At 44.9% G+C, this 25,542-nt stretch carries 23 protein-coding genes; 19 read left to right on the forward strand and 4 right to left on the reverse strand.

Annotation, left to right across the window (positions count from 1 at the left end):
• Positions 1-8: 8 nt before the first annotated feature.
• The 12 genes from AC4PHM_RS01125 to ttdB all read left to right on the forward strand — a co-directional run bounded on the left by AC4PHM_RS01125 (position 9) and on the right by ttdB (position 15,419).
• Positions 9-416 (forward strand): (deoxy)nucleoside triphosphate pyrophosphohydrolase, encoded by a 408-nt coding sequence (locus AC4PHM_RS01125; RefSeq protein WP_492019065.1) that lies wholly within the window; start codon positions 9-11, stop codon positions 414-416.
• Positions 417-464: 48 nt separating this feature from the next.
• Complete coding sequence (locus AC4PHM_RS01130) at positions 465-1,115, forward strand: hypothetical protein (RefSeq protein ID WP_492019066.1); 651 nt, start codon at positions 465-467, stop codon at positions 1,113-1,115.
• 327 nt (positions 1,116-1,442) lie between these two features.
• Positions 1,443-4,652, forward strand: a complete 3,210-nt coding sequence (locus tag AC4PHM_RS01135) for a DUF3427 domain-containing protein (RefSeq protein ID WP_492019067.1) — start codon at positions 1,443-1,445, stop codon at positions 4,650-4,652.
• Positions 4,653-4,817: 165 nt separating this feature from the next.
• On the forward strand, positions 4,818-7,262 hold the full coding sequence (locus tag AC4PHM_RS01140) for a S24 family peptidase (RefSeq protein WP_492019068.1): 2,445 nt from the start codon (positions 4,818-4,820) through the stop codon (positions 7,260-7,262).
• Positions 7,263-7,468: 206 nt separating this feature from the next.
• Positions 7,469-9,802, forward strand: coding sequence for a DEAD/DEAH box helicase (locus AC4PHM_RS01145; RefSeq protein ID WP_492019069.1), 2,334 nt, complete (start codon positions 7,469-7,471; stop codon positions 9,800-9,802).
• 80 nt (positions 9,803-9,882) lie between these two features.
• Complete coding sequence (locus AC4PHM_RS01150; RefSeq protein ID WP_492019070.1) at positions 9,883-10,272, forward strand: HIT family protein; 390 nt, start codon at positions 9,883-9,885, stop codon at positions 10,270-10,272.
• Between the two features lie 25 nt (positions 10,273-10,297).
• Positions 10,298-10,720: an acyl-CoA thioesterase gene (locus tag AC4PHM_RS01155; protein ID WP_492019071.1), complete on the forward strand. Its 423-nt coding sequence runs from the start codon at positions 10,298-10,300 to the stop codon at positions 10,718-10,720.
• A 185-nt stretch (positions 10,721-10,905) separates the two neighbouring features.
• Positions 10,906-11,550: a GntR family transcriptional regulator gene (locus AC4PHM_RS01160; RefSeq protein ID WP_492019072.1), complete on the forward strand. Its 645-nt coding sequence runs from the start codon at positions 10,906-10,908 to the stop codon at positions 11,548-11,550.
• A complete protein-coding gene (locus AC4PHM_RS01165; protein WP_492019073.1) occupies positions 11,543-12,217 on the forward strand; it encodes a GntR family transcriptional regulator in 675 nt (224 codons plus the stop codon). The genes AC4PHM_RS01160 and AC4PHM_RS01165 overlap by 8 nt, the downstream gene beginning before the upstream one ends.
• Positions 12,218-12,485: 268 nt before the next feature.
• The gene (locus tag AC4PHM_RS01170; RefSeq protein ID WP_492019074.1) at positions 12,486-13,754 is read left to right on the forward strand and encodes an SLC13 family permease; all 1,269 of its coding nucleotides are present in this window, start codon (positions 12,486-12,488) and stop codon (positions 13,752-13,754) included.
• Positions 13,755-13,906: 152 nt separating this feature from the next.
• Entirely contained in the window at positions 13,907-14,812 is a 906-nt protein-coding gene (gene ttdA / locus AC4PHM_RS01175; RefSeq protein ID WP_492019075.1) for a L(+)-tartrate dehydratase subunit alpha, read from the forward strand.
• A complete protein-coding gene (ttdB, locus tag AC4PHM_RS01180; protein WP_492019076.1) occupies positions 14,805-15,419 on the forward strand; it encodes a L(+)-tartrate dehydratase subunit beta in 615 nt (204 codons plus the stop codon). Before ttdA ends, ttdB begins: the two co-directional genes overlap by 8 nt.
• A 114-nt stretch (positions 15,420-15,533) precedes the next feature.
• Here the strand turns inward: ttdB and AC4PHM_RS01185 are convergent, their stop codons facing one another.
• The 3 genes from AC4PHM_RS01185 to AC4PHM_RS01195 form a co-directional block, all read right to left on the reverse strand.
• Complete coding sequence (locus AC4PHM_RS01185) at positions 15,534-16,439, reverse strand: DMT family transporter (RefSeq protein WP_492019077.1); 906 nt, start codon at positions 16,437-16,439, stop codon at positions 15,534-15,536.
• A complete protein-coding gene (locus AC4PHM_RS01190; RefSeq protein WP_492019078.1) occupies positions 16,414-16,689 on the reverse strand; it encodes a metal-sensing transcriptional repressor in 276 nt (91 codons plus the stop codon). Before AC4PHM_RS01190 ends, AC4PHM_RS01185 begins: the two co-directional genes overlap by 26 nt.
• 260 nt (positions 16,690-16,949) lie before the next feature.
• A complete protein-coding gene (locus AC4PHM_RS01195; RefSeq protein ID WP_492019079.1) occupies positions 16,950-17,324 on the reverse strand; it encodes a pyridoxamine 5'-phosphate oxidase family protein in 375 nt (124 codons plus the stop codon).
• 196 nt (positions 17,325-17,520) lie between these two features.
• Between AC4PHM_RS01195 and AC4PHM_RS01200 the strand changes: the two genes are divergently transcribed.
• The 3 genes from AC4PHM_RS01200 (at position 17,521) to ppnP (ending at position 19,412) form a co-directional block, all read left to right on the forward strand.
• On the forward strand, positions 17,521-18,030 hold the full coding sequence (locus tag AC4PHM_RS01200) for an RrF2 family transcriptional regulator (RefSeq protein ID WP_492019080.1): 510 nt from the start codon (positions 17,521-17,523) through the stop codon (positions 18,028-18,030).
• Between the two features lie 103 nt (positions 18,031-18,133).
• Entirely contained in the window at positions 18,134-18,958 is an 825-nt protein-coding gene (locus tag AC4PHM_RS01205) for a sugar phosphate isomerase/epimerase family protein (RefSeq protein ID WP_492019081.1), read from the forward strand.
• Between the two features lie 136 nt (positions 18,959-19,094).
• Complete coding sequence (gene ppnP / locus AC4PHM_RS01210; protein WP_492019082.1) at positions 19,095-19,412, forward strand: pyrimidine/purine nucleoside phosphorylase; 318 nt, start codon at positions 19,095-19,097, stop codon at positions 19,410-19,412.
• An 86-nt stretch (positions 19,413-19,498) separates the two neighbouring features.
• Here the strand turns inward: ppnP and AC4PHM_RS01215 are convergent, their stop codons facing one another.
• On the reverse strand, positions 19,499-20,434 hold the full coding sequence (locus tag AC4PHM_RS01215) for an EamA family transporter (protein WP_492019083.1): 936 nt from the start codon (positions 20,432-20,434) through the stop codon (positions 19,499-19,501).
• A 775-nt stretch (positions 20,435-21,209) separates the two neighbouring features.
• On the opposite strand from AC4PHM_RS01215, the gene AC4PHM_RS01220 reads away from it, so the two are divergent.
• The 4 genes from AC4PHM_RS01220 (at position 21,210) to AC4PHM_RS01235 (ending at position 25,463) form a co-directional block, all read left to right on the forward strand.
• Positions 21,210-21,590: a 4Fe-4S dicluster domain-containing protein gene (locus AC4PHM_RS01220; RefSeq protein WP_492019084.1), complete on the forward strand. Its 381-nt coding sequence runs from the start codon at positions 21,210-21,212 to the stop codon at positions 21,588-21,590.
• Positions 21,591-21,603: 13 nt separating this feature from the next.
• Entirely contained in the window at positions 21,604-23,478 is a 1,875-nt protein-coding gene (locus AC4PHM_RS01225) for an aldehyde ferredoxin oxidoreductase family protein (RefSeq protein ID WP_492019085.1), read from the forward strand.
• 28 nt (positions 23,479-23,506) lie between these two features.
• Entirely contained in the window at positions 23,507-23,749 is a 243-nt protein-coding gene (locus AC4PHM_RS01230) for a hypothetical protein (RefSeq protein ID WP_492019086.1), read from the forward strand.
• A gap of 301 nt (positions 23,750-24,050) precedes the next feature.
• Complete coding sequence (locus AC4PHM_RS01235) at positions 24,051-25,463, forward strand: sigma-54 interaction domain-containing protein (RefSeq protein WP_492019087.1); 1,413 nt, start codon at positions 24,051-24,053, stop codon at positions 25,461-25,463.
• Positions 25,464-25,542 lie beyond the last annotated feature (79 nt).

Here is a 25,542-nt window from a genome sequence, read left to right on the forward strand (position 1 = left end):
CCACACCCATGAAGCACCTGACTGTCACAGCCGCCATCCTCATTCAAAATGGCGAGATCCTTTGCATGCAGCGTAAAGAGAGTGAGCGCGACTACATCTCACTAAAATACGAATTCCCTGGCGGTAAGGCAGAAGCGGGGGAGACCATGGAAGATGCTTTGTCCCGCGAACTGAAAGAAGAGCTGAATCTGGGTCTCAGAGTACTGCCAAATCACTTTTACATGATGGTAGACCACAACTATCCGGACTTTTCGATCACCATGCATTGTTATAAATGTGAGATCACACATAGAACCATTGAGTGCAATGACCATCACCATTATGTCTGGCTGCCCCCAAATCAACTCGATACCTTGGACTGGGCGCCAGCGGATTTGCCGGTGGTGAAGCGGTTGATGGGGGAAATGCGAATATAGAAGTTTGAACAAGACACGACTAAATTTCATTGTACGAGGATGGTAAAATTGAAGCGATCGGAAGAAAATAAATCTATTAAAGTAAATTGGCGAGGCACTATTAAATCCATTCAGCCCAGAACCCGCGTCTGGAGATACTTAGTAGACAATCGAACCCATTACCATCTTGGATACAACCTTTTTCTAATGGAACATGGTGACGACTGCACAACAGAAGTCTGTGTGGCCATCTCAGAGTCCCAGCAGGAAAAATATCAGTTCAAAAATGGAGATTATATCAGCGGTACCGGTTGGACCCTCAAATATCCGGACCGTGAAATCGCCGATTATTATCGAGCAGGCGCTTTAAAAGTTTGGGAAGAAGCGGGCGGCATCAGGATGATCAAAGGCCCTTGGACTGGTGTGCCCCCGGCACTGTCCGTTTACGAAGCCAGAGGCGCAAGAATGCTCAGCCAGAAGCTATGGCAAGGTAAATGTTTTAGGTGCTACTGGGCAGCCGTTGCCAATGTTGAAATACAATGGGATTTTGAAAGAGACATCAAGAAATACAGGTTTGAGACTTTTTGCTATGGTCCAAAGTCTTGCGAACACTATAAAATGGGTCGGGCAAGGTCTGTCCCATATAAGAATCGTCCATCAGTCCTTGATAATGGATTTTTGGATGAGCTCTGCACAGAGGGAAGAGATCAGGACGAATAGGTAAGATTAATTGCCAGTGGTGGCGAAATTTAAAGCCACTGGCTTTTTTTTCCTACGTATTAAAGTGTAAAATTACACTGATCTCTGGCACCAAACAAAAACCTGTCCGCGTCCCCAATTTCATTTTAGGGTCAGACACTCGGTTAATCCTACATCAAACAAAAGAAAGGTGAGGATTAGCGGCTAAAAGCCACTAATCCCCACCTTTCTTCCATTTTGTGCAAATTCGACAAAATTAGACACTACAATTTCCAATTTTGTTGCAGGATTCCTGGAAATTATCGCGAAAGATGTTAGGATGGTAATAGGTGGAGGTGAGACAAGTCCTTGGAACCTAGAACTGGCTTATATGAAGAAGTGATTTCTGAAGCGCTTAAAGCTCAACTGGACACACTTCAGGGATACGATACAGAAAAGAAAAGTATTGATCCGGAAGAGGCTTATCTTATCCTTTCCAAATATACGGGACAGGTGATTCGCCGCGCCCTTCGTTTAGTTAGAGAAGACAAACGCTTTGACAAAAGCGACAGCGAAGACCACGAAGCCCTGGCGCAGCAAGTGTCCCTCTGCAATCAGGTCATCGAGCTTCTCTCCAAAGTGACCCAACAAGATGATCTTCTAACCTATAAAATCAGTGAGCAGCACGAGATGCTGCTTTCACTCTATCTAAAAATAAACACAATGCGGGCATTTAAGAAACAAAAAGCACCTCAAAGACCGTTTAGCCCAATCTCAGAAAGCTCGTTATTCACGGGAGCCACTATTGAGCCCAACATGGTCAGTGAAATCAAAAAAGAGATCCTAACCTCTGACAGAATAGATATTCTCATGTCCTTCATCAAACTGAGTGGCCTGCTTCTAATCATTGAAGAGCTCAAAGAATTCGTTTCCCAAAGCCCAGACCGCAAAGTCCGCTTCATCACTACGTCCTACATGGGGGCGACAGACTACAAAGCCCTTAAGCTCCTAAGCGAAATACCACAAATAGAAGTCAAAATGTCTTTCAACAGCGACCAGTCCAGACTCCACGCTAAAGCTTATTTATTCGAACGCCAAACCGGTTTCTCTACCGCTTACATAGGCTCCTCAAATCTCTCAAAAGCCGCCATCACCAACGGCCTGGAGTGGAACGTCAAACTGTCAGAACGTGATTCCTTCGACATCATCCGAAAGTTCCAGGCGACCTTCGAAAGTTACTGGAACGACCCGGAGTTTGAAACCATCAATATGGAAGCCCCACTCACAGCTAAGCGCATAAAAACAGCGCTGCAGCAATACCAGCAGACGCCTCAACATAAAGAGCTCCTATTCGACATAACACCCCATCCGTTCCAGCGAGAAATGCTCGACCATCTTCAAGCGGAGCGCGAGGTCCATGGCCGCTACAAAAACCTCCTGATCGCCGCCACTGGCACTGGAAAAACTGTAGTATCTGCTTTCGATTATGCCCGATTCGCAAGACACATCGAAACCGCAGCGTCTAAAACTATCAAGCGTCCGCGCCTCCTGTTCATTGCCCACCGAAAAGAAATTCTGGATCAATGCCTCAGAACTTTTAGAGTCATTCTCAGAGACCAGAATTTCGGCGAGACCTTTTATGGCGGCAGCGAACCGACACAGCTGGACCATCTGTTCATGTCCATCCAGACCTTCAACGCCAAGGCGTTTCACAAGCACACGACCCCGGACTTCTACGACTTCATCATCGTCGACGAGTTTCACCACGCCGCGGCGAATTCCTACCAGAAGCTCCTCACCCACTATACTCCTAAAATCCTGCTGGGCCTCACCGCGACACCGGAGCGCATGGATGGCAAGAATGTCTTCCAATATTTTGACCACTATATCGCCTCCGAGCTGCGCCTGCCTGAAGCTATCGACCGTCAGCTGCTGGCGCCCTTTCTCTACTTCGGCGTCTCGGACAATGTCGATTACTCCCAGATGCATTGGAATGGCCGCTACGACGAGCACGAGCTCACCAAAGTCTACACCGCCAACGACCACCGCGCCAGCCTCGTCTGTCAGAAGGTCGAGCAGTATCTGAACGACCTGAGCGAGGTCAAGGCCATAGGCTTCTGCGCTTCACAGGCCCACGCCCGCCACATGAATGCCTACTTCCAGAAGCGGGGCCTAAAGTCGGAAGTCGTCCTCGCGGATACAGACTCAGCCACTCGTGACAATGCTCAAAAGCGTTTATCCCGTGGCAATCTCAACTTCCTCTTCACCGTAGATCTTTACAACGAGGGTGTTGACATCCCAGATCTCAACACCGTTCTCTTTCTGCGCCCCACTGAAAGCCTGACCGTCTTCCTTCAGCAGCTCGGCCGTGGCCTGCGCCTCAGTCCTGGAAAAGAGCACCTCACCGTCCTGGACTTCATAGGTCAAGCCCACAAGAACTACCAATCCCGCTTCGAGGAAAAATACCGGGCTGTCTTCGAAAAGAGCCGTCACTCCCTGGTCCATCAGATTGAACAGAATGTCTTCAAACTGCCCCGAGGGTGCTACCTTCAGTTTGAGAAAATGGCCAAAGAGTACGTTCTGCGCGGTCTCAAGCAGGTCACCTTCAACGCGCACTTCCTGAGCGAAAAAGTCCGGACCTTCGAGGCCGACACTGGTCAGCCTTTGACGATATCCACTTTTCTGGAGCATCATAAGCTCTCCCTTTATGACTTCTACGGCACTGGCAGCACACCGCGCAGTCTCTATACGCTCCTGAGCCCTGAGGGCTTTGAGGCGACGGACGATTACCTCAGTGTCGTCAAGCGCTTCAAGAACCTCTTTCACCTCAATTCCAGGCGCTTTCTCCGGTTCATCCTGCAGTACCTTGAGGAGACGGGGTGGGAAAGGGAACCATCGGCTAAAGTACTTGAGAAAAGGCTGGAGGGCATGCTGTACTACACTTTCTTCCAGAAACACCCGGGTCAAAATGGGCATTGGGGCTATAAGGACGCCTTAAAAACCATTTTCGCTGCCGATGGTCACCTCACCCAAGAAATCGCCCAAATTTGCGATCACCTGCTCGAAAAAATTGATTTTGTAGACGAGCCCGTAGATCTGGGCTTCGAGTGTCCTTTGGATCTGCACTGCGCCTATACGCGGGACCAGCTCATGGCGGGACTCGGGGCTTTTGACGAAAGGTCAAGCCAGGAATTCAGGGAGGGCGTCAAATACCTGAAGGATCAGAAGCTGGACCTGTTCCTGATCAATCTGAACAAGTCGGAGAAGGACTTCTCGCCGTCGACCATGTATGAGGATTATGCTATAAACAGCACGCTGTTCCACTGGCAGAGCCAGAGCACAACGAGCGAGGAGAGCCCAACGGGACAGCGTTACATTCACCATAGAGAAAACGGACATAAGATCCTGCTCTTCGTGAGGGAATACAAGAAAGAGCATGGATTGACGGCGCCGTTCATATACCTGGGGAAGGCGAACTACATCAAACATGAGGGCTCGAAGCCGATCAGCTTTGTGTGGGAATTGGAACGGGATATGCCGGCAAGTCTCGTGGTTCGGGCGAATAAGAGTGTGATGTAGGGGGAAATGATGAGAAGATTGAGTGTGACGGAAATTTTCAAGGAAGTTTTATTGAAAAATGGGTTGAGTTAATTGGAGTTATCAATGAGCATCACAGAGGATAAGAAAGTCAAAATGCAGTGATTATAGGATTCTTGATTATTTAATATTGTCAGGAGGTAGGCTATGCAACTTAACATTGAACAAAAGAAATTGATACAGATGGAACCTTCCGGGCATATGCTGATTAAAGGTGTAGCTGGAAGTGGAAAAACAACTGTTGCGGTTCATAGAATACCTTTTTTAATGAATCACTATTGTCATGAGCCGGATGACAAGATTTTACTAATTACATTCAATAAAACACTTCTAAATTATATTAAATATCTGTATGACAAAGTTGAGAATACAGATTTTCAAATTGGGATGTCTGAACTAATGTCAGATGAAGTGAATGTCGATATTAAGACCATAGATAGTATCGTTTATTCTTATTTCTATAGAATGCACCCTGGCAGTGATTTACAACTTGCAAGTCAAAGTCAAAAATATAAAGTTATGAACAAAGCAATCTATTCCTTGTCAAAAGAAACCAGCTTACATAAAATCGTGAATCCCCAAAACATCAATTTCCTTATGGATGAAATAGAATGGATTGATGCATGTTTGATTGAAACTGTTGAGGATTATCAACAAGTAGATCGAATTGGAAGAACTTCGAATGTGATGGATAAAACGCCACAAAAGTTACTGAAGAATTCCGATTTGAGAGCCTCAATATATAAATTGAAAGAGGTATATCAGAATCATCTTCTTCATGAAAATCTGATCGACTTTAGAATAATGAATAAAATAGCTTTATCTGCACCAGTCAAAGCAGTCGATACTTATACGCATATTCTTATAGATGAGAGTCAGGATTTAACTAGAGCTCAAATTGAAATGGTGAAGAAAATTTACAAAAATAAAAATTATTCGAGTTTAACATTCATTGCGGATAATGCCCAAAGCATCTATTCACATTCATGGCTTGGGAAGGGAAGGAGTTATACTACAATAGGATATGATATGAGCGGAAAAAGCCGTTCGCTTTCAAAAAACTATCGAACAACGACTCAAATTTCTGAAGCTGCCTTTTCATTACAAGAAAAGGATGAGTACTTGAAGCAGGATTCTGATTTTGTCAAACCATCATTGGTCGACAGAAAAGGCCATTATCCAATATATCGTCACTTTCAAAATTCAACTGAAGAACTAGAGTACTTGAAGGATTCAATTTATAAATTAGAGGATGAATATGATTTCTCTGATATTTGTGTTATATCAAAAGGAAAAAGAATTTCAGAAGGGGCATTCCAATATTTAATTGATCAAGGTCTGCCTTGTGAATTATTAGATAGGGATAACAAGAATTTTGACAGTGATAAGGTTAAAATAAGTACCATGCACTCTACTAAAGGCCTTGAGTTCAAGGTTGTATTTATCATATCAATCAATGATGGCGTAATTCCCTATCAAAATGAATCATCAGACGATGAGGACAAGGCAATTGAATCAGATGAACGAAAATTGCTCTATGTAGGTATGACCCGTGCCAATGAATTACTCTATCTAAGCAGCAGCGTCAAACCTTCTAAGTTCATAAAAGAGATCGATAATTCATTTTTGAGATTTAGAAGGTTTACTAATTTGAAGCCCGTTTACCATGTCAGTACTAATGATTACATCAAAAGAGCTCAAATTTTGGATATTTATTCAAAAGAAGAAGTCATAAGACAGTGGATATTGAAAGAGTTAATTGAATCCTATGGCTATAAAGAAGAAATGTTGCATATCGAGTATCCGATTCAAAATTTTTCGAAAAGAGGATATGCAGATATAGTTATTTGCATATCTCACCAAGGAAAAAATGTACCATTTATATTAGTTGAGACCAAAAAATATAGATCAGGCATTTCTGATGCGATCGATCAAGCGATTTCTTATATGCAAGCATTGGAAACGGTTAGATATTGTATTGTCACAGATGGTCAGAATCTGAAGATCTTTGATAGAGAACAGGATGAAATTGATGATATTCCTAAATTTAATTCGTCAATGCTCCCTGATTCAATAGAAAAATATATTTTCAAAAGTTATAGAAATCAACAAGACATGGTCTATGAAAGAGATGTGAATGAGAAAAGTAACTACTCAATCAAATACCGAGATACTGATTTATGCATTCAGATTGATGACTCAGTACAGGTTCCAGTTTTTGGAGATGTAATAGCAGGAGCTCCGATGGAAGTCTTTTTAGAAAATAAGGATAGTTTTTCTTTGCCTAAATCTTGGTGTGTCCAATCCGATAATACATTCATTTTAGAAGTTGTAGGTGATAGTATGAGGGATGCTGGGATCGATATTGGAGACTATGTTTTAGTAAATCAACAATCTACGGCAGAAAACAATCAAATTGTTATCGCATTAATTGATAATGAGGCTACTTTGAAGAAATACATGCAAATGGGCGGCAGCATTTTGCTTATACCTGAAAACTCAAAGTATGAACCAATACATGTGAAACCTGAGCAAATTTCAATAAGCGGTGTTGTTATTGGTCTGCTGAAAAAAGTGTCTAAATATCAATAGAACCTGAAATGAGTGATTTATCATTGAATGATTACTTTGGACAACTTCATCAATCTGTTCATTTTGACCAATTGCAATATAATGAGGTAGTTCTTTCGCGTGCCCTCCATCTTCATTCAAAAAACTGCATCCTTATCATCGACCAAGATTCCATCTTCTCCACCGCCTTCCCCTACAAACGCTACTGCCAGAAGCAAAACGAATGGATGTGCCAGCACAAAAAAGTTTATCGATTTATCGAGGGAGACGTTGAACTGGAAAGGTTTCTAAATGATTATTTTGTCGAAGAAGAAGCCGAATATCAGCTTGGCAGAACCTTTAATCGAGAAAGTGTCATGGCAGATCCAACACCACTTGAGTACCGATTTGAAGAGTGTTTCGTCGAAGCTTTCGGAGAAGAAGCCTTAAAATACATAAAGCGCGAATATTCCTTTATTACAGAAGAAGGCAAAACCGCTTATGTAGATTATGCCTTATTCAAAAAAGACGGCACATGGATCGCGATTGAAGAGAATGGTGTCAGCTATCATCATCCCAATATCATAGGGAAAGCGAAGTATCGTCAGATCTTGAAGAAGCAAAATTCCGTTATTGCTGCGAATGGCATCGTTTTCAGGTGGGATACGGAAAGTCTCGAGAACCGCGAGAAAATTGTGGATGAACTTAAGGAGTTCATCGGCAGTATTGATGATTATTTGATTCAATATTCTATGGTTTCTCATAGGGGATTTGTTTTACATGAACATCAGACGGATTACTTAAATGACTTGTCTGGGGATAGAGGCGAAGGAAAAAGGTCTGCGCTGGTTGTCCTGCCAACAGGGACAGGGAAAACTACTATAGCATTGGAAGATATGAAGAGAATGGCAGCGGGAAGAGGCAAACTCAACGCCTTGGTACTTGTGCCCTCTTTGGATCTCACCAGGCAATGGGAAAAGGAATCCATTCAATATCAGAAAAAAGTCGGAAGCATCGAGGTCATGACCTATGCCAGTGCAGCGAGACAATACTACAAGGATTCGCCTGGAAAATATCACTATGTGGTCGTAGATGAGGCGCACCATGGTGTCGCGCCCGTCCTTAAAAAAGCTATACAGCATTATCAGCCAGAATTTATGCTCGGGTTAACTGCTACCGATAAGCGGTTGGATGCCCAAAGACTGGAGAACGTCTTTGGAAGCTATGAGGAGAAACTGGATCTGAAGCAGTCGATTGAAAAAGGCCTGCTGTGTCAGATTCGGGCGTTTCGTCTTGAAAGTAATATTGATCTTTCTGAAGTGCGTTTTAATGGAAAAGATTATGTGGCGGCGGATCTTGAGCGTCGCATCCGAGTCAGTTCAAGAAATGAGCTCATTGTAGATGTTCTGCATAAATATTTCTATACAAAATTGCCAGGAAAGTCGGGGCTGATTTTCTGTGTCAGTGTCGCTCACGCGAAAGAAATGGCTAGATTGCTGATGGCAAAAGGGTTTAAGGCGGCTTCGGTGGATGGGAAGGATAACCATCGGCAGAGAAAAATTGAACAGTACATGAATAGGGAAATTCAGTTCCTGTGCACCTGCAGTTTGCTCAACGAAGGCTGGGATGCACCACATACGTCGGTCGTTGTCATGGCGAGGCCAACGCTTTCCAGGGTTTTATATACACAGCAGCTGGGAAGGGGGACGCGTCTGGCGGAGGGCAAAGAAGCGCTCTATGTCATAGATGTCGTTGATCAGTATGGTTCTTTTGGACAGATTAGCAACAGGCCATGGTCCATTCATGGGTTATTTGGGCTGGACTATTACCAGGCCTTTGGGAATCTTTTTGAACGTTCTGGGGATACTTCAGAGGAACTGGTTATATTGGATACGACGCACGAAAGCTTGATCAAGCTGCAGCCGTTTGAGCTATTCACAATGCAAAAAGTTTATGAGGACTATCTTTCGGTAGAAATGTTGGCCAGGGAACTGTTTGTATCAACAGGGACAGTGAACAGCTGGCTGCTCAAAGGTGAGATTCAAGCTGATGTCAGGATTCCAATGGGCAGGAGTACAATAAAATTATTCCGACCGGAGCAGGTTGCTGAGATCCGAAAGCTTAAAGGGCTCAGGGAGCACACTGAGGAAACGCTGGTGGAGGATTTTTGGGCGTTTATGGATGAACGGGCTTATACCTTTAGTTACAAAATGTACTTCATTCTATCGTTGCTCGAAAACGTGGACAGCACAGGCGACGCGGATATTCAAGGGTTAATGGAGCGCTATAGGGCTTATTATCTTGAACGCCATGAAAAAGGTTTGGCTGTGGATAGGGAGAATTGTCCTTATACTTATAGAGACTACATTATGGACAACAAGATATTGACTCAAAGTATTCTATCCAATCCATTTGAAAAATTTGAGCGTAAGCGTTTCATGTACTACGCCAAAGATTTGAAAAAGATTTCGATACATCATAGGATTTGGGACGATTTGACACGTGGGGATGGATTTGAACGCTTAAAAAGCAGAATGTTTGAAGATTTGAAGAATTATTATGAGCCGCTTGGCGGATTGTAGTTTATACAAAGTTTTTGATTTGAAGCGACCGGATGGATTGTGATAAAATCCTGTTATATCAATTGATTGAAGGTGAAAATTTGAAAGTATCTGAATGTGTTTTTTGCGAAATGCCGGTTTCGGCTTATGTCATCGAAAATGACTATTTCTATGGTCTTTTTGACAAATATCCCGTCACTGAAGGTCATCTGCTCATTATTCCAAAGCGACATGCAGAGACCTTGTTTGAGTTGTCTGAGGCTGAAAGAAAGGCATTGTTTGAAATAATGGAGGTCGGCAAAGCACTCATTGAGAAGAAGTTTAATCCAGCAGGATTTAACTTTGGGGTTAATCAGGGCATGGCTGCCGGACAGACAATTCCGCACCTGCACCTTCACATAATCCCGAGGTACGTTGGGGATATGGAAGATCCGGAGGGCGGCGTCAGAGGTGTGATTCCTGAGAAGCAGAAATATCGGCACAAAATGTGATTTCGTTACCCGAAAGGAGACTCTCATGCCCAAACGCATAAACAACCTAAGAACCCTTGAAGTTCGCATCAGCGATATCAACTACGGCAATCATATGGGCAATGACAGGGCGCTCTCTTTTTTCCAAGACGCACGGATCAGTTTCTTGCAGCAACTGGGCTATGAAGAACGCCGCATTGGTGAAAATGTCGGCATCATTATCAGTGAAGCCCAGGTCAAATACCGCAAAGAGGTGTTTCTTCACGATCTGTTGGACGCCTCGGTTTGGGTGGATGAGCTCCGCGACCGTTCGTTTGTGATGCATTACACGTTTATCCGTCAAAGCGACCTGGCGTGTGTGTTTGAAGGCAGCACGAAAATCTATGCCTTTGACTATCAAAGCCGGAAGGCGGTCAAATTGCCAGAAGCTTTTCGGAAGGCTGTCGAAGACGACTTGTCGGAGGTGTGAGGATTTGGACGGGGTGACCATCGGCAAAGAAATGCTCTTTAAAGATTTTGGGCTGCCTCTTGGTCATTTTCCTTTCAATTCGCCCACCTCAAGAACTTTCTAATTCTACCTGGTCGGTGGTCATGGTATAATATGGCGTAGTCACATTTTTCGTTTGACTTAAAATAACGTTTTACGGAGCGCCTATGAAGCCACTAGAGATGAAACAACTGAAGGAACAAATCGTTAAATATATAAGGGTCAAGATCCTGAAAGGGGAGTACCCTGAGGGTTTTGAACTGGTGCAGGAAAACATTGCTTCGGAGCTGGGCGTGTCCAGAATGCCGGTGCGGGAGGCCCTTCAGATTTTGGAGCAGGAAGGGTACATCGAGCGGATGCGCAACAGGCACATGCGCGTGGTGGGGCTGTCCAAGGACAGCATCAAAGCCCATGGTAGGATGCTGAGTGCTATGGCCTCCGAAATTGCGGCCATGATGATCGAAGGTCAATGGGGAATAGAGCAGCTAAAGTACGCGTATCACACACTTAGCAGAGCTATTCAATCCGGCGCTGATCATGAGATTCTTCTGAAGCTGGAGAAGGACGTTCATAAACAGTTCTATTTTGATGGACTTGGAACCTTCGTTGTTCAGCAGTATGAACGGATGCTGACGTCGTTTTGGATGCTCGCAGAGATTCGTGGGAGCTATGATCCTGCGCAAGGGCATGTGCTTTTGGGTGAGATCATGGCGTGCCTTGAGACAGGCAAGGCCCAGGCGCTTTATGATGGGTTCAGGAAGTACTATGACAATGTGATAGAAACATTGATTAAGGATGATTCAAATGAGTAGTCTAAAGCCAATCAAGTTACTGCCGACTCGAGAGCGGGTGGCATCAGCTCTGAGAAAAGCCATACTGACGCGAGAGCTAAGCGAGGGGGAGAATATCACCCTGGATGGGATCGCGACGCAGCTGGGTGTGTCGAATACACCAGTGCGCGAGGCATTTCAGATTCTTGCCGGGGAAGGCTTAATCAAGCTGACACCCAATAAAGGCGCCGTGGTTACGGGTTTGACGGAGAAGATGATCCGGGACCATTATATAACCCGGGCTATTTTGGAACGGGAAGCCATAGGCATGGTCTGTCAGAACCACGCGGACATTTCAGATATTGTGGAAGCCTTTGAAGAAGGGCAGCTGGCTTTGAAAGAAAACAGAGCCTATGAATATTCCAACTTCAATCAGGCGTTCCATATGGCCATTTGGGTGGCAGCGGACAATGACCGGATTCTGTCTATTTTGTCCTCCATGTGGAATGGACTTTCCATGGGGCACAAGGTGACAGAGGACGCTTACGCTCAAATTTCCAACAGTGAGCACAGCAAACTGGTGGAGGCCATCAAGGCATATGACGCGGAAAAAGCGAAGCAATTGATGTATGCACATATTATAAGAAGTATGGAAAATATACTGACACATTTCGTGGCAGATCATGAGTTGTTGTCAGAGATTGATTGAGGTTTAGAGGCGGTGTCGTATGGGACACTGCCTTTTTGTTTTATGGTGTTCTTATAAAAAGAGGCACCGTTGAATGTGTTGGGGTTACAGAATGATTTTTTTGATTATTGACAACATAAAAGATCCCGTATATCATTAAGACATAAATGGATACATTATCAAATGTTAAATATCAAATATCAAATACAGAATGGTGTCTTGTTATTTGGTTCGATTATTGGTAGTTTAACTTTGAGGGTGTCTTCAAATTGAAGGGAGGATACATATTTTGAGTCCAGCAATTATTACCTTACTTCTACTTCTATTTGCAATAGTCATGTTTGTTTGGGAAAAAATCCCGCTCGCTGTCACTTCCATGATCGTTTGTCTTGCTCTGATCTTGTTTAAGGTTTTGGAACCATCGGCAGCCTTTGCGGGTTTTGTTAACAACAATGTCATCCTGTTCGTCGCGATGTTCGTGGTGGGTGGCGCACTGTTTGAGACTGGGATGGCCAACAAAATTGGCGGAGTCGTCACGAAATTCGCTAAGACGGAGCGTCAACTGATCGTCGCGGTCATGGTAATCACAGGCCTGATGTCGGGCGTACTTTCCAATACGGGCACCGCGGCAGTTTTGATTCCAGTGGTCATAGGTATAGCGGCAAAGTCAGGTTTTGCCAGATCCAAGCTGCTTATGCCTCTGGTCTTCGCCGCCGCTATGGGTGGAAACCTCTCGCTGATTGGCGCTCCGGGCAATCTGATTGCTCAATCCGCGCTGCAGGAAATGAATATGTCGTTTGGGTTCTTTGAATATGCTAAGATAGGTCTCCCAATTTTAGTGGTTGGTATAATTTACTTCGCGTTTATTGGCTACAAGTTTCTTCCAAATACGCAAGGTGATCCTGACAGCGTCTTTAATGAAACCATCGATTACAGTCACGTGCCTGCATGGAAACAGACGCTTTCGCTGGTGATTCTGGTCGTTACTATTATCGGGATGATCTTTGAAGAGCAGATCGGGATCAAGCTGCACGTTACAGGCAGTATTGGCGCGCTGCTTCTCGTTCTCACCGGTGTTATGACTGAGAAGGAAGCTTACAAGTCAATTGACTTAAATGTAATTTTCCTCTTTGGTGGGACATTGGCGCTGGCTTCGGCTCTAGATAAAACTGGCGCAGGCGCCTTGATCGCAGAGACGGTTATGGGTGCTCTCGGACAGAACGCTTCACCGTTTGTGTTGTTATTTGCCATCTTTATGATCGCGGCGGTATTGACTAACTTCATGTCCAACACGGCGACCACGGCACTGCTGGTGCCAATCAGTGTCTCCATAGCTTCCAGCATGGGCGCTGATCCGCGGGCGGTTCTGATGGCGACGGTCATAGGCGGTTCACTGGCATACGCGACGCCAATTGGCATGCCTGCCAACACTATGGTTTTGGCGGCTGGCGGTTACCGCTTCATGGACTATGTAAAAGCAGGTTTGCCGCTGATAGTGGTGGCGACTATTGTGAGCATGATTTTATTGCCAATCTTCTTCCCGTTCTTCCCTGCATAGGGGTGTAATTAGGCGGGAGGTGTGGGTCAGTGTGGATTGAAGCAGGCGCGGTTGGATGGGCGTGTCGAGTTGAAACCGGGTGTCTGACACCAAGTTCCGTTTATTTCTTATCCAACAGGTGCGGAATGTAACTCAATTTTATAGGGGGTTTAATGATGAATAAAGAACCGTTGATTCAGTCGGTTAAAGACGAAATGTCGAAATTCATTGGTTTTGTCGGCATCCGACTGCCGGATGATGTGGAAAATAAACTGGCTGAGATGAGAACTATGGAAAATAGTCCTTTGGCAAAGACCATTTACGATTCCATGTTCACAAATCAAAAGCTGGCAAGGGAGCTCTACAGACCGAGCTGCCAGGATACAGGCGTACTGCAGTTTTTCATCAAATGCGGAACTGGATTTCCTTTGATGGGTGAGCTTGAGACCATTCTTACAGAAGCGGTTTACGAAGCGACTATGAAGACGCCGCTTAGACACAACAGCGTTGAGACTTTTGATGAATACAATACAGGTAAAAACATTGGCAAAGGTGTACCGTCCTTCTTCTGGGAAATTGTGCCGGAGTCAGATTCGGTTGAAATTGATGTCTACATGGCTGGTGGCGGTTGTACGCTTCCAGGTAAAGCCATGGTGCTGATGCCGGGTGCAGGCTATGAAGGCGTGGTTCAGTTCGTCATGGACGTCATGACCAGCTATGGCCTCAACGCATGCCCGCCGCTGCTGGTGGGAGTTGGCGTGGCGACTTCCGTAGAGACCGCAGCGGTACTCTCTAAAAAAGCGTTGATGCGTCCTTTGGGATCACACAATCCTAACGAGCGTGCAGCCAAGCTGGAGCAGCTTCTTGAAGATGGCATCAATAAAATTGGTCTTGGACCTCAAGGGATGTCAGGCAATCTTTCTGTTATGGGCGTTCATATTGAAAATGCGGCGCGTCACCCGTCCACCATTGGTGTCGCGGTGAATACAGGATGCTGGGCTCATAGACGTGGCCATATTATCTTTGACAAAGAGATGAACGCCACGATTACGTCACATTCGGAGGTGCAGTATGAATAATAAGAGAGTGCTGACGACGCCTATCAAGGCAGAGGATCTTGAAGGAATCAAGGCTGGAGATATCATTTACTTAAGTGGCTACTTTGTCACTTGCAGAGACGTGGCGCATAGACGTCTGATTGAGCAGGGAAGACCGCTTCCGGTGGATCTGAACGGTATGGCGATCTTCCATGCCGGTCCTATTGTGCGTAAACTTGACGATGACAAATTTGAGATGATCTCCATTGGACCAACTACGAGTATGCGTATGGAGAAGTTTGAAAAAGAATTTATTGAACAAACCGGTGTCAAACTGATCATTGGCAAAGGCGGCATGGGACCGAATACGGAAGCGGGTTGTAAAGAGCACAAGGCGCTCCACGTGGTGTTCCCTGCGGGCTGCGCAGTATTGGCGGCGACACAGGTTGAGGAAATTGAGCGCGCGGAGTGGCGTGATCTTGGCATGCCGGAGACCCTTTGGGTCTGCAGAGTGAAAGAGTTTGGTCCGCTGATTGTGTCTATTGACGCAGAAGGCCGCAATATGTTTGAGGAGAACAAGGTCGTCTTCAACCAGAAGAAGGATGAAGCGATTAAGGAGATCAACACGCAGGTTAGCTTTATTAAGTAAGACTTTAGGGAAATGGGAAGAGCCAAGACCATCGGCAAAAATACTGGTCTTGGCTCTTTAAGTTTTTTGGGAGGGGGGTGGAAGGTGGTGTCAGACACGTATTTCCACCAGTCGTCAACCCTTGTTCGTATAGTAAGTCCCCAGGGCCAGGACGGCGAGCGCTACCCAAAAGTTGAGTCCTGGCAGCTCTCTGAAAACCACAATGGAGGCTGCGGCGCCAATAAACGGCGCAACGGCGTAAAAGGCGCTGGTTTTAGATGCGCCCAGGCTCCTTTGAGCCAGGACATACAGATAGACACTGAAGCCGTAGGCAATGAATCCAAGAACTAAGGCGGCGATCAGGATCTTAGGTTCAGGCAGGGATTTGCCGATGAAAAGCCCAATGCCAAGGGCACCAAGACCGGATCCAAAGCCTTTGATAACGACAATTTGTTTGGGATCCTTGCTTGACAGCATCCGGGTACAATTGTTTTCAAGTCCCCAGCTCAGGCAGGCAAGGAGGACTAAGGCTGAGCCTATAGAGAAGGAAAGGCTGCTTGCGTTTTGAAAACTAAGAATGAGCGTAGACAACGTCACAAGGGCAATTCCAACACCGAGCGTCTTTGAGATTTTTTCGTGAAACACCATGGACGCGATCATGGTCGTCGTGACGATTTCGAAGTTGTTAAGGAGTGAGACGTTTGCCGCGGAGGAGGTGGCAAGGCCTGCCATCAGGAAAATTGGGGCAGCTATGTCCAGCAGGACCATAGCGATGATGTATTTCAGCTCTGACTTTCCAAGAGAAAGCTCGTTGGAGTCAAGGTGGAAAGCTCGATAGATTAGTAGAATGATCAGCATGCCAGTGCCGGCGCCTAAATAAAGAAGTCCTGCGAGGATGGTTCCGTCGAGTGAATTTAGGAGCAGTTTGGAAAACGGTGTGCTGAGGGCATAGAAGGTCGCGGCAATGAAGGCAAAAAGGACGGCAGAATTTTTGCCTTTGTCGAGTTTTCGTTGTTTAGCGGATGAATTTGTGGATGGCATCTTCAAGCTGATCCAGCACGGACGGATCATCATGCGCCACTGCGTCTGCCACACAGTGTCGGATGTGATCGACCAAAATGATTTTACCTGTATTGTTGATGGCGGCATTGACGGCGGAGAGCTGGATCAGGACGTCGGTACAGTCTTTGCCGTCAATGACCATTTTCTTAACTGCCTCAAGATGACCAATGGCACGGGAAAGTCGATTAATGACGTTCTTAGTTTCGGTGTGGCTGTGCTCGTGTGGCATGGGCAGACATCCTTTCTCTTTTTTGGGGAATTAACCCCCCGGGGGGGATAATTAAGTATAACATTTTTTTGAACCGCGCACAGTTTTGAGTTTTCAAAGTGAAAAGGGAAAATAGAAAACACCTAGATCACCGGTAAAAGTGTTCCAGGCGTTTTGGGTTTTGTGAGTTATGTGATAAGTATTGGAATCCTGGTACTGATCTCCCAATGGGGGCTAGGTTCAGGTGGTTCTCGTAGGCGAACGGTCGACGCCTCGGAATTCTACAGCATTTGCTTTGCAGAAGTTAGCGTGATTTCAAGCACTCTGGTTAAGAAAGAAAACTTTTCTTTCATGCTGTCAAATTCAGGACCGTTTTCGATGTATCGGGTCGTGCCTTCTACTACAAATCCCGTGCCCTGATAATCGTTGTAACCCAGGACTTCTCGAGCGCCTAATGCCATCTTGATTTTATTGTTCTGAAGCAGGTTTTTCTCTGTTCTGCGCATAGCGTAAGCAGGGATTAAAATTCTTTCGTCAGGCGTTACGACGAGATAGGAATTCCAGGTATTGACGACATGGGGCTCGTCAGTGCTCCAAGTTACAAGGGTAACAACGCCTTCATTCTCTAGTACCTCGAAAAATTTTTCTGACAACATGATAAATCCTCCTAAAATTTGAGTTTGAAACACGATTTTTGATGTATAAAGATATTACGGATAATTGATATCTACAATTAAGATTATAACTGGACTTAATGGACAAGTCAAGGTAAAATGAATATATTAAGGATAAAGATTATCTGTAATTGAATGGTGGGAACAGGGAATTCTTCTTGAACTGGAGGTTGAGTTTATGCAGTTTTCTGTAGGTGTTGAATATGCCCTGCATTGTTTGTTGTATCTGACGGATCTCCCGGCTGGGAAGACCGTTGGGATTAAGGATTTAGCAGCTTATCAAGGGATCTCGGAAACCTATTTATCAAAGGTCTTCACTAAATTAAAGAAATCCGGGATTGTCAAATCGATACCCGGTGTCAACGGGGGGTATGAACTCTCCAGACAACCTGAAAGCATTACCTTTTGGGATGTGGTTGAAGCGATTGAAGGCTCTGCGCCTATGTTTCAATGCGTTGAGATCAGACAGAAAGAGATCTTGCTGGATATCAACAACCTGCCTGAGGCTTACACAAAAAGCCCGTGTTTGATCAAGGTCGTCATGCATGAAGCTGAGGATCAGATGAAGAAGTACTTGAAGCAAAAGAGTCTGGCGTGGCTGCGGGAGCAAGTGAGCGCAAAGGTTCCGGAGGCGCATGCGCAGGCGACAGCAGAGTGGTTTGCCAAAGGGAAGGGACGCAAGGGATAGGAGTTGTTAGTTAAAATCTGAACGGTGGGTGAAACTGGGTGTCTGACACCGAGTTTTCCGTGGCGCGCTGCAGGAAGTCGAACTTATAAGGAGCAGACTTGACATGGATTATAAATCAGGCATTTTTTCCTGGTACGGCTTTGTGATGCCGTTTGAAGAACGGATCAGACTGATCCAGCAGGCTGGGTTTGGAGCGACATCCCTTTGGTGGGAAGACGAGGATCAGCCCTATCCCGTGAAGCGGGAGGAGATGCCGCGCATGGTTCGAGAGGCGGATCTTTATCTTGAGAACATTCACGTTCCGTTTAACGACTCAGACGCGCTGTGGTCGGAGAATGAAGGGAATCGGCAGGCGGTTCTTGAGAGCCACCTTGAATGGCTTCACGACTGCGCAAGCCATAAAATTCCTTTGATGGTGATGCACCTCTCCGACCGTCAGGCATCGCAGGCGTCGAGACGTCAGGGGCTGAAGAGTCTTGAGGCCTTGACGCGAACAGCGGAGGCACTCGGCGTGGCGATTGCTGTTGAAAATACCCGACACAATGACCGCGTCCGGTTCATCCTTGAGCATATTCCGTCCCCCGCGCTGGGTTTTTGTTTTGACAGCTCTCATCATAGGCTGACAGACCTCGGCTGTTGCAAGCTCCTTGAGGATTTTGGACATCGCTTGGCTGCCACTCACATTTCGGATAACGACGGCCAGGAGGACCGACACTGGCTTCCAGGCCATGGCGTAATTGACTGGCACAGCGTGACCAGGTCCTTTCCGCGAGGCTACAGCGGTTGTCTGACCCTGGAGGTGAGCCCGACCCTTGAGGAACGTCGCGGTACACCGCAGGCGTTTTTGGAGCTTGCCCATCAGAGAATCGTGGAAGTAAGCCGCCTGATTGGCGCGGCCAGGGAAATGCCACCTTTAAATATAAAATAAAAAAATCTGCCGATGGTCGTGTGTAGTCACGTCGCCATCGGCAGAACTATTTCAAGAATAGTGATATAATGTTGAGCAGATAACTTAGTGTTTTACGGTCGACACATTTTGGAAGCATCCTGGAGGAGGACAACCCATGAACGAATTCAAGAACGTGACAGTGGTTAAAGCAGCAAATATCTATTACAATGGCGCGGTGACGAGCCGAACGGTGATTTTCGAGGACGGGGAGAAGATGACCCTGGGGATCATGATGCCGGGGGACTATGAATTTGGGACGGCGGAGAAAGAGATTATGGAAATCCTGTCCGGGAAGCTGAGTGTTCTGCTGCCTGGGAGTGAGAGTTGGATAGAAATTGACGGGGCGTATACCTTTGAGGTTCCGGCGAATTCGAAGTTTAAGCTTAAAATTGAGGAAGTCGTGGATTACTGCTGCGCTTATGTGGCGGGGTAACGTTAATAGTTTCTGAGTGGAGAAATGGGAAGAGCCAAGACCATCGGCAAAAGGAGGTCTTGGCTCTTGATTTTTTTTGTGGGGTTTTACGCCGCGGACTCCGCGACTTCCAGCGCCGACTGGGACTTGGAGGTATCTGCCTGCACCAGGATGACGCCGGATAGGATGACGGCCATGGACAACAGAATGCCTGGTGTGATGGGTTCGTTGAGGATCAGCCAGCCCATGAGGACCGCGACCATGGGGTTGATGTAGGCGTAGGTATTGGCTTTCGCCAGGGGCCAGGATTGGATGATGTGCATATAGGCACTGTAGGCGACAATGGAGCCAAAAACAATCAAGAAGAGGAGTGCCAGCAGGCTTTCGGTTGAGACGTTCAGCGTATGGTTTTCGCCGGTGGCAAAGCTCGCGGCCAGGATGCCGAGGCCCGCGAAGAACATCTGGAGCCCGGACTGAATGATGGCGTGGCTTCTTAGCCTCACTGTGCCGGAATAAATGGTGCCTATGGACCATAGGATCACCGAGATCAGGCAGAGGATGACTCCGCGCAGATCCAGCTTCATGTCGCCGCCGCCTGAAAAGATCAGGATGGCAACGCCGCTGAAGCCAATCAGAAGGCCAAGCCATATGCGGGGGCTCGCGGTTCTGAGCTTAGGGTAGTAGATCATTTGCATGACGGCCACGGCTAGAGGTATCGAGGCGACGATTAAGGAGACGGCGCCTGCGCTGATATAACGGGAGCCCAGCCCTACAAAAGCGGGGCCGCCAAAGAGGATCAGCAGACCAATGATGGCGGACTGGACATATTCTCGTGGCTGATCGGGGAAAGGGATGCCTTTGAATAGGGCGAAAAGGAGCATGAGCGCGCCTGCGATGGAAAATCTGAGGGAAGTAAAAAAGAGTGGCGCTATGTCGGTCACACCAATCTTGATAGCGACGTAGGCGGAGCCCCAGAATAGGCAGACGGCCAGGTAGGCGAGCCAGTTGGTGAGTTCTTTTTTGTTGGGTTTGTGTGTGGGCATGGGGGTGGGCTCCTTAGGCAATGAAAGGGTTGTGGGTGGATAACGATTTGAATTATCAAGTATACGTGTTTAGTGTAACAGGTGCGGGGTGACTAATCAAAATATTTTTATGATAAAAATTCGGAATCTTAGAAATTTTGGAAGAGAGATCGAATTCAAGTCAATTTTTGTTGAGGGATGATTGGCGCATAAATGAATAAATAATGATAGTGATAAAAAGCAGCAATATTATTTTTTGGGACTCGGTGACAGATCATCTTTATCTCATATTAAGGGTTATAAAGATAAAGTAACGTGATTTTTTTGCCGCAAATCATATTTTGCGTTTTGCGCAAAAAAAGCAAAAAAAATTGCATATTTGATTCGCCAGAATTCGTTGAATTGAGAAATCATAAACTTGATAGATTTATGTGTAATTTATGTCTAATTAATGTCTAATGTTGTGGTGGCCTATATTAGTTACAAAATAGTTATAACAGTTAAAACGAGCTTGATAATCAGTTAAAACGACTACTTGTAGCGGGAATATTGGAGCAAGAACGAGTGGCGTAAAATATAATAGTGTGAATATTTTAAAAAGAACGAAAAAGAAAAAGGTTGGCATGAAACATGCTTTATTATGTGTATACCGCTTACATAGGTTTTTAAGGGTTTATTGCAAACCTTTGAAATGGTCAAGTCATCTGGAAACAAATGTAACGCATTTGATTAAGAAGTGCAAAGGAATGTCGAAATTAACTTAGTTGGATCAACTACAATGTAAAGGAGTGTTACCATGGCTTTAAAGTTCAACGATGCGACGTGCTCCGGCTGCAAAGCTTGTCAGCTGGCATGTACACTGTTTAATTTCAAAGAAGTAAACCCTTCAAAAGCTCGTCTCAAAGTATTTGGCAGATTTCCAAGTCCGGGAAAATATCATGTTGATGTTTGCAATCAGTGTGGTGTATGTGCGTCAGTTTGTCCGACAGAAGCAATTCAGTTATTTGGCAGCACCTATCTTATTGATAAGGATAAATGTATTAGCTGCATGGCATGTGTTGAAGCTTGCCCATCCAATGTCATGATGGTGGATCCTGAGGATGATAAGGTAGATAAATGTAACGACTGCAAACAATGTGTAGAAATATGCCCTAGAAATGCATTAACTTTTGAGTAGAGGAGAATAGCTGATGATTTATGGATACGCAGGCACGACCCTACGAATCGATTTAACAGCTGAACAAGTAATTAAGGAACCACTCAAACAGGAATGGGTGGATGATTACATAGGCGGCAGAGGTTTTACGGCAAAGATTTTATACGATGAAAATCCCCCTAATGTTGACCCTTTTGATGGGGAAAATATATTTATAATTGCTACAGGTCCACTGAATGGACACTTTTTACCTGCCAGCGGAAAAACAGAATTTGCCACAAAGTCTCCTGCTACAGGCGGATACGGCGACAGCAATATGGGCGGACACTTTGGGGTTACTATGAAGTATGCCGGTTATGATGTCGCTATTCTAAAAGGAAAAGCCAAACAACCAAGTTACATCTACATTGACAATGACATTGTGGAAATCAGACCTGCAGAGAAATATTGGGGAAAGGGCTCCTATGATGCAGAAGAAGCTATGAAAAAAGAGCTTGGGGAAGATTTTCAAATTCTAACCATTGGACCAGCGGGTGAAAACCTTGTCAAATTTGCGTGCATTTCACATGACTTCGGACGACAAGCTGGCAGAATTGGTATAGGCGCGGTATTGGGATCCAAAAACATTAAAGGTATTGCTGTAAGGGGAACAAAAAGTGTGCCTGTTTTCGATCCTGAAGCACTTTTCCAAAAGGGTAAAGAAACCTATAACGCTGTCAGAGCGAAGCCGGGATTTGAAGCCTGGACACCGGAAGGGACTGCGTGCATTACAGATTGGGTCAATGAAGTGGGTGCTCTTCCGACAAAAAATTTCCAAACCTCTCACGTTGACTATGCTGCAGAGATCAATGGTGCAGCAATTTTAAAAGAATTGAAAATCACAGATAAAGGTTGTTTTGCATGTCCTACCCCTTGTGGCAAGTATGGTTATGCAAAAACAAATTTAGGAAATGCTTATGTTGAAGGTCCGGAATATGAAACTATCGCCTTGCTAGGAAGCAACTGCGGTATCGGAAATATTCACGATATTGCTTATTTGAATTATGTGTGTGATGAACTTGGGATTGACACCTGTTCAGGTGGCGTTGTGGTCAGTTTTGCTCTTGAGTGTTACGAAAAAGGCCTGATTTCAAAAGAAGAGATGGGTATGGATGTGAAATTTGGGGATTTAGCGTCTGTTCTGCATATCCTGAATTTGGTCACGAAGCGTGAAAAGATTGGAAATGTCCTCGCTGAAGGTGTTAGAAATGCCGCAGAGACAATAGGCAGTGACAGCAGTAAATTTGCGATCCAAGTTAAAGGGCTGGAGTGGACCGGTTATGAATGCAGAAATGCACCTGGCATGATGCTGGGTTACATGACAGCAGATATTGGCGCGCATCATGGCAAGTGCTGGGTTTTAGGAAACGATGTAGCGGGTTCTGCTGACATTGGGGCGGTTTCCGATGTCATTTCCGAGCAACATTTTGCGGGTGCTATGCCTAAGGCAAAGCATGATAACGTCGTTCCGATAGTTATTAAGAGTCAGAACATCCGCCCTGTATTTGATATGCTGGGAACCTGCAGATTCCAATACATGGAAATGGGTCTCGAACTTGACTATTATAAAGAGCTGCATTACTGCATTACAGGTAAAAAAATCGAGTGGGATGACTTGATCAAAGTTTCAGAGAAAGTCTGGTGTTTAACGAGACTGTTTAACCACAGAGAAATGAGTGATTTTGGAAGAAAGTACGACTATCCGCCAGCAAGGTTTTATGAAGAACCAACCCCAGATGGACCAAACAAAGGACATTATATCAGCCTCGAGGTTATTAATGAAATGCTTGATGGTTACTATAAAGCTAGAGGCTGGGATGAGAACGGGATCCCACTGGAAGATACGATTAATAAGTTTGGACTGGCTTAATAGGATGGTTAAGGGTGAAAAAATAAAAGTGACCCTTAAATTGACCGAGAGCCTGATGTCAATCTTCAAAGATCTGGGGAAACCTGTAGAAGAGACCATGGAAGTGTACTTGGATGAGCCAGCCTCGCTGCGTTCAATAATTTCCGGAATAGGCATCAACCCTATCTTAGTCCCTTTTGTAAGGTTGGAAAACAGACGTCAATTATCATTAAACTATCTTGTGAGCAATGAAGAAACTATTACGCTTATAGGACCCATTGCTGGCGGATAAGCTATGGACGAATCCCGTAAGTGGGGATAGGATGGTCTTCAATTCACTTCAATGAATTAATGATAGTGTTTATTGTCGAGGCGTCAAGTCAATATTTGGAGTAGGGATTCCTGGAATCCCTGCTCCTTTGCTTATGTGGCCGTTATGGAATTTACATGGTACTTGGTTCTATTGCTTTGGGAAGCGTTATGGTATAACATAACAATAGAATTGCAAAATATTTTGCCTATTTTTTGTTTGAAAAACGCAATTGCATGACGTTGTTTAAAAGAGCATCGCTTTTGAAAGTGAGAGGATCGCATTGAATTTGAAGGTCTCTGAACTAATGACGGTTCTTGCCGATAGTGGGCTGGGTGCCATTCTCGTCGATAAGGAATATATTATTTTGAGTATAAACAGTTTGGGTGATCAACTTCTGCAGAGCGAACAAAACTTAGTTGGGAAGTCGCTTGAATGGATTGCGCCTGTTTTATGTCAGGAGGGCAACGAAGGGACAATTTTTAACGTCAAATCAAATAATTTATTGCTGAAATGCCGCACGATATCACAGGAGCAGTTATCAGATCATTCCAATCTGATAATTTTTTGTGAAGCAGGCAGTAAGTTTCGCCAGGATGGTTTGAAAGATTCGGTCATATATGATGGCGTGGATCAAGTCACTGTTTTTCAACAAGGCAAATCGAACAAAAGCCAAATGGACTTAAGTAAAGATAATTTGCAGCCATTAAAAGCAAAATATAAATTTCAAGATATCATTTACGAGAGCCATACTATGGATCAAATCGTAAAAAAATGCAAAAAAATTGCCGGTTCGGATTCATCCGTGATGATCTATGGTGAAACAGGCACCGGAAAAGAGATGTTTTCTCAAAGCATTCACAACGCAAGTCCCCGTTCAAATGGACCATTTCTTGCAATAAACTGCGCAGCCATCCCGGATACATTATTAGAGTCCTTACTATTTGGTTCTGAAGCCGGAGCGTATACAGGTTCAGAGAGAAGGGCTGGCCTTCTTGAGCAAGCAGATCATGGAACTTTACTGCTTGATGAAATCAATTCTATGAATATTGAACTTCAATCAAAATTGCTTCGAGTTCTACAGGAAGGTAAAGTCAGACGCGTTGGTGGCGTTAACGAGATTCCAGTTGACCTTAGAGTGATCTCAAACATTAATATGCCGCCGCTCCAGGCGATTGAAGAAGGGAAACTCAGACGGGATTTATTTTACAGGCTGGGCGTCGTTAATATAAATATTCCGCCACTATCTGAGAGAAAAGAAGATATTTCAATACTAGCGAAGAAATTCATAGAGACTTGCAATACTAAAATGGATAAAAAAATTGGCAGCGTAGATATTGCAGTTCTAGAGATTTTTATGCTCTATGACTGGCCCGGCAACATCCGTGAATTGCAACATGCTGTTGAACATGCCATGAATATCATGCCGGATCAAGAAAAACAAATCTCACCTGAATATCTGCCTGAGCATATTTTGAAAAAGGTTGGATTATTTGTTGAAAGTGGCAATAAACACGAAGTTTTTTCGGATTTAAACTCAATCAAACAAAATGTTGAGACTAGAGCTATTATAAATGCATTGAGAGATAATTCCGGGAATATGTCTAAGACCGCACGTCTCTTAGGGATCAGCAGGCAGACTTTACAATATCGAATGATGAAAAATGGTATTGATTATAAGGCATTTAAAAAATAAAGTGCTGATCAATGAAAGGCTGACGCAAAATGGAAGTATCATTTTACATCAGCCTTTTGATATTATTGGCAATGCTATT

The organism is Acidaminobacter sp. QWL-03 (assembly GCF_058683855.1).

Excerpts from the sequence above, each read along its gene's own strand:
- AC4PHM_RS01225 (WP_492019085.1), top strand. The coding sequence starts at position 21,604 with ATGATTTATGGATACGCAGGCACGACCCTACGAATCGATTTAACAGCT.
- AC4PHM_RS01125 (WP_492019065.1), top strand. The coding sequence starts at position 9 with ATGAAGCACCTGACTGTCACAGCCGCCATCCTCATTCAAAATGGCGAG.
- AC4PHM_RS01195 (WP_492019079.1), bottom strand. The coding sequence starts at position 17,324 with ATGTTGTCAGAAAAATTTTTCGAGGTACTAGAGAATGAAGGCGTTGTT.
- AC4PHM_RS01155 (WP_492019071.1), top strand. The coding sequence starts at position 10,298 with ATGCCCAAACGCATAAACAACCTAAGAACCCTTGAAGTTCGCATCAGC.
- ttdA (WP_492019075.1), top strand. The coding sequence starts at position 13,907 with ATGATGAATAAAGAACCGTTGATTCAGTCGGTTAAAGACGAAATGTCG.
- ppnP (WP_492019082.1), top strand. The coding sequence starts at position 19,095 with ATGAACGAATTCAAGAACGTGACAGTGGTTAAAGCAGCAAATATCTAT.
- AC4PHM_RS01215 (WP_492019083.1), bottom strand. The coding sequence starts at position 20,434 with ATGCCCACACACAAACCCAACAAAAAAGAACTCACCAACTGGCTCGCC.
- AC4PHM_RS01200 (WP_492019080.1), top strand. The coding sequence starts at position 17,521 with ATGCAGTTTTCTGTAGGTGTTGAATATGCCCTGCATTGTTTGTTGTAT.
- AC4PHM_RS01140 (WP_492019068.1), top strand. The coding sequence starts at position 4,818 with ATGCAACTTAACATTGAACAAAAGAAATTGATACAGATGGAACCTTCC.
- AC4PHM_RS01190 (WP_492019078.1), bottom strand. The coding sequence starts at position 16,689 with ATGCCACACGAGCACAGCCACACCGAAACTAAGAACGTCATTAATCGA.
- AC4PHM_RS01220 (WP_492019084.1), top strand. The coding sequence starts at position 21,210 with ATGGCTTTAAAGTTCAACGATGCGACGTGCTCCGGCTGCAAAGCTTGT.
- AC4PHM_RS01185 (WP_492019077.1), bottom strand. The coding sequence starts at position 16,439 with ATGCCATCCACAAATTCATCCGCTAAACAACGAAAACTCGACAAAGGC.
- AC4PHM_RS01205 (WP_492019081.1), top strand. The coding sequence starts at position 18,134 with ATGGATTATAAATCAGGCATTTTTTCCTGGTACGGCTTTGTGATGCCG.
- AC4PHM_RS01165 (WP_492019073.1), top strand. The coding sequence starts at position 11,543 with ATGAGTAGTCTAAAGCCAATCAAGTTACTGCCGACTCGAGAGCGGGTG.
- AC4PHM_RS01145 (WP_492019069.1), top strand. The coding sequence starts at position 7,469 with ATGTGCCAGCACAAAAAAGTTTATCGATTTATCGAGGGAGACGTTGAA.
- ttdB (WP_492019076.1), top strand. The coding sequence starts at position 14,805 with ATGAATAATAAGAGAGTGCTGACGACGCCTATCAAGGCAGAGGATCTT.
- AC4PHM_RS01160 (WP_492019072.1), top strand. The coding sequence starts at position 10,906 with ATGAAGCCACTAGAGATGAAACAACTGAAGGAACAAATCGTTAAATAT.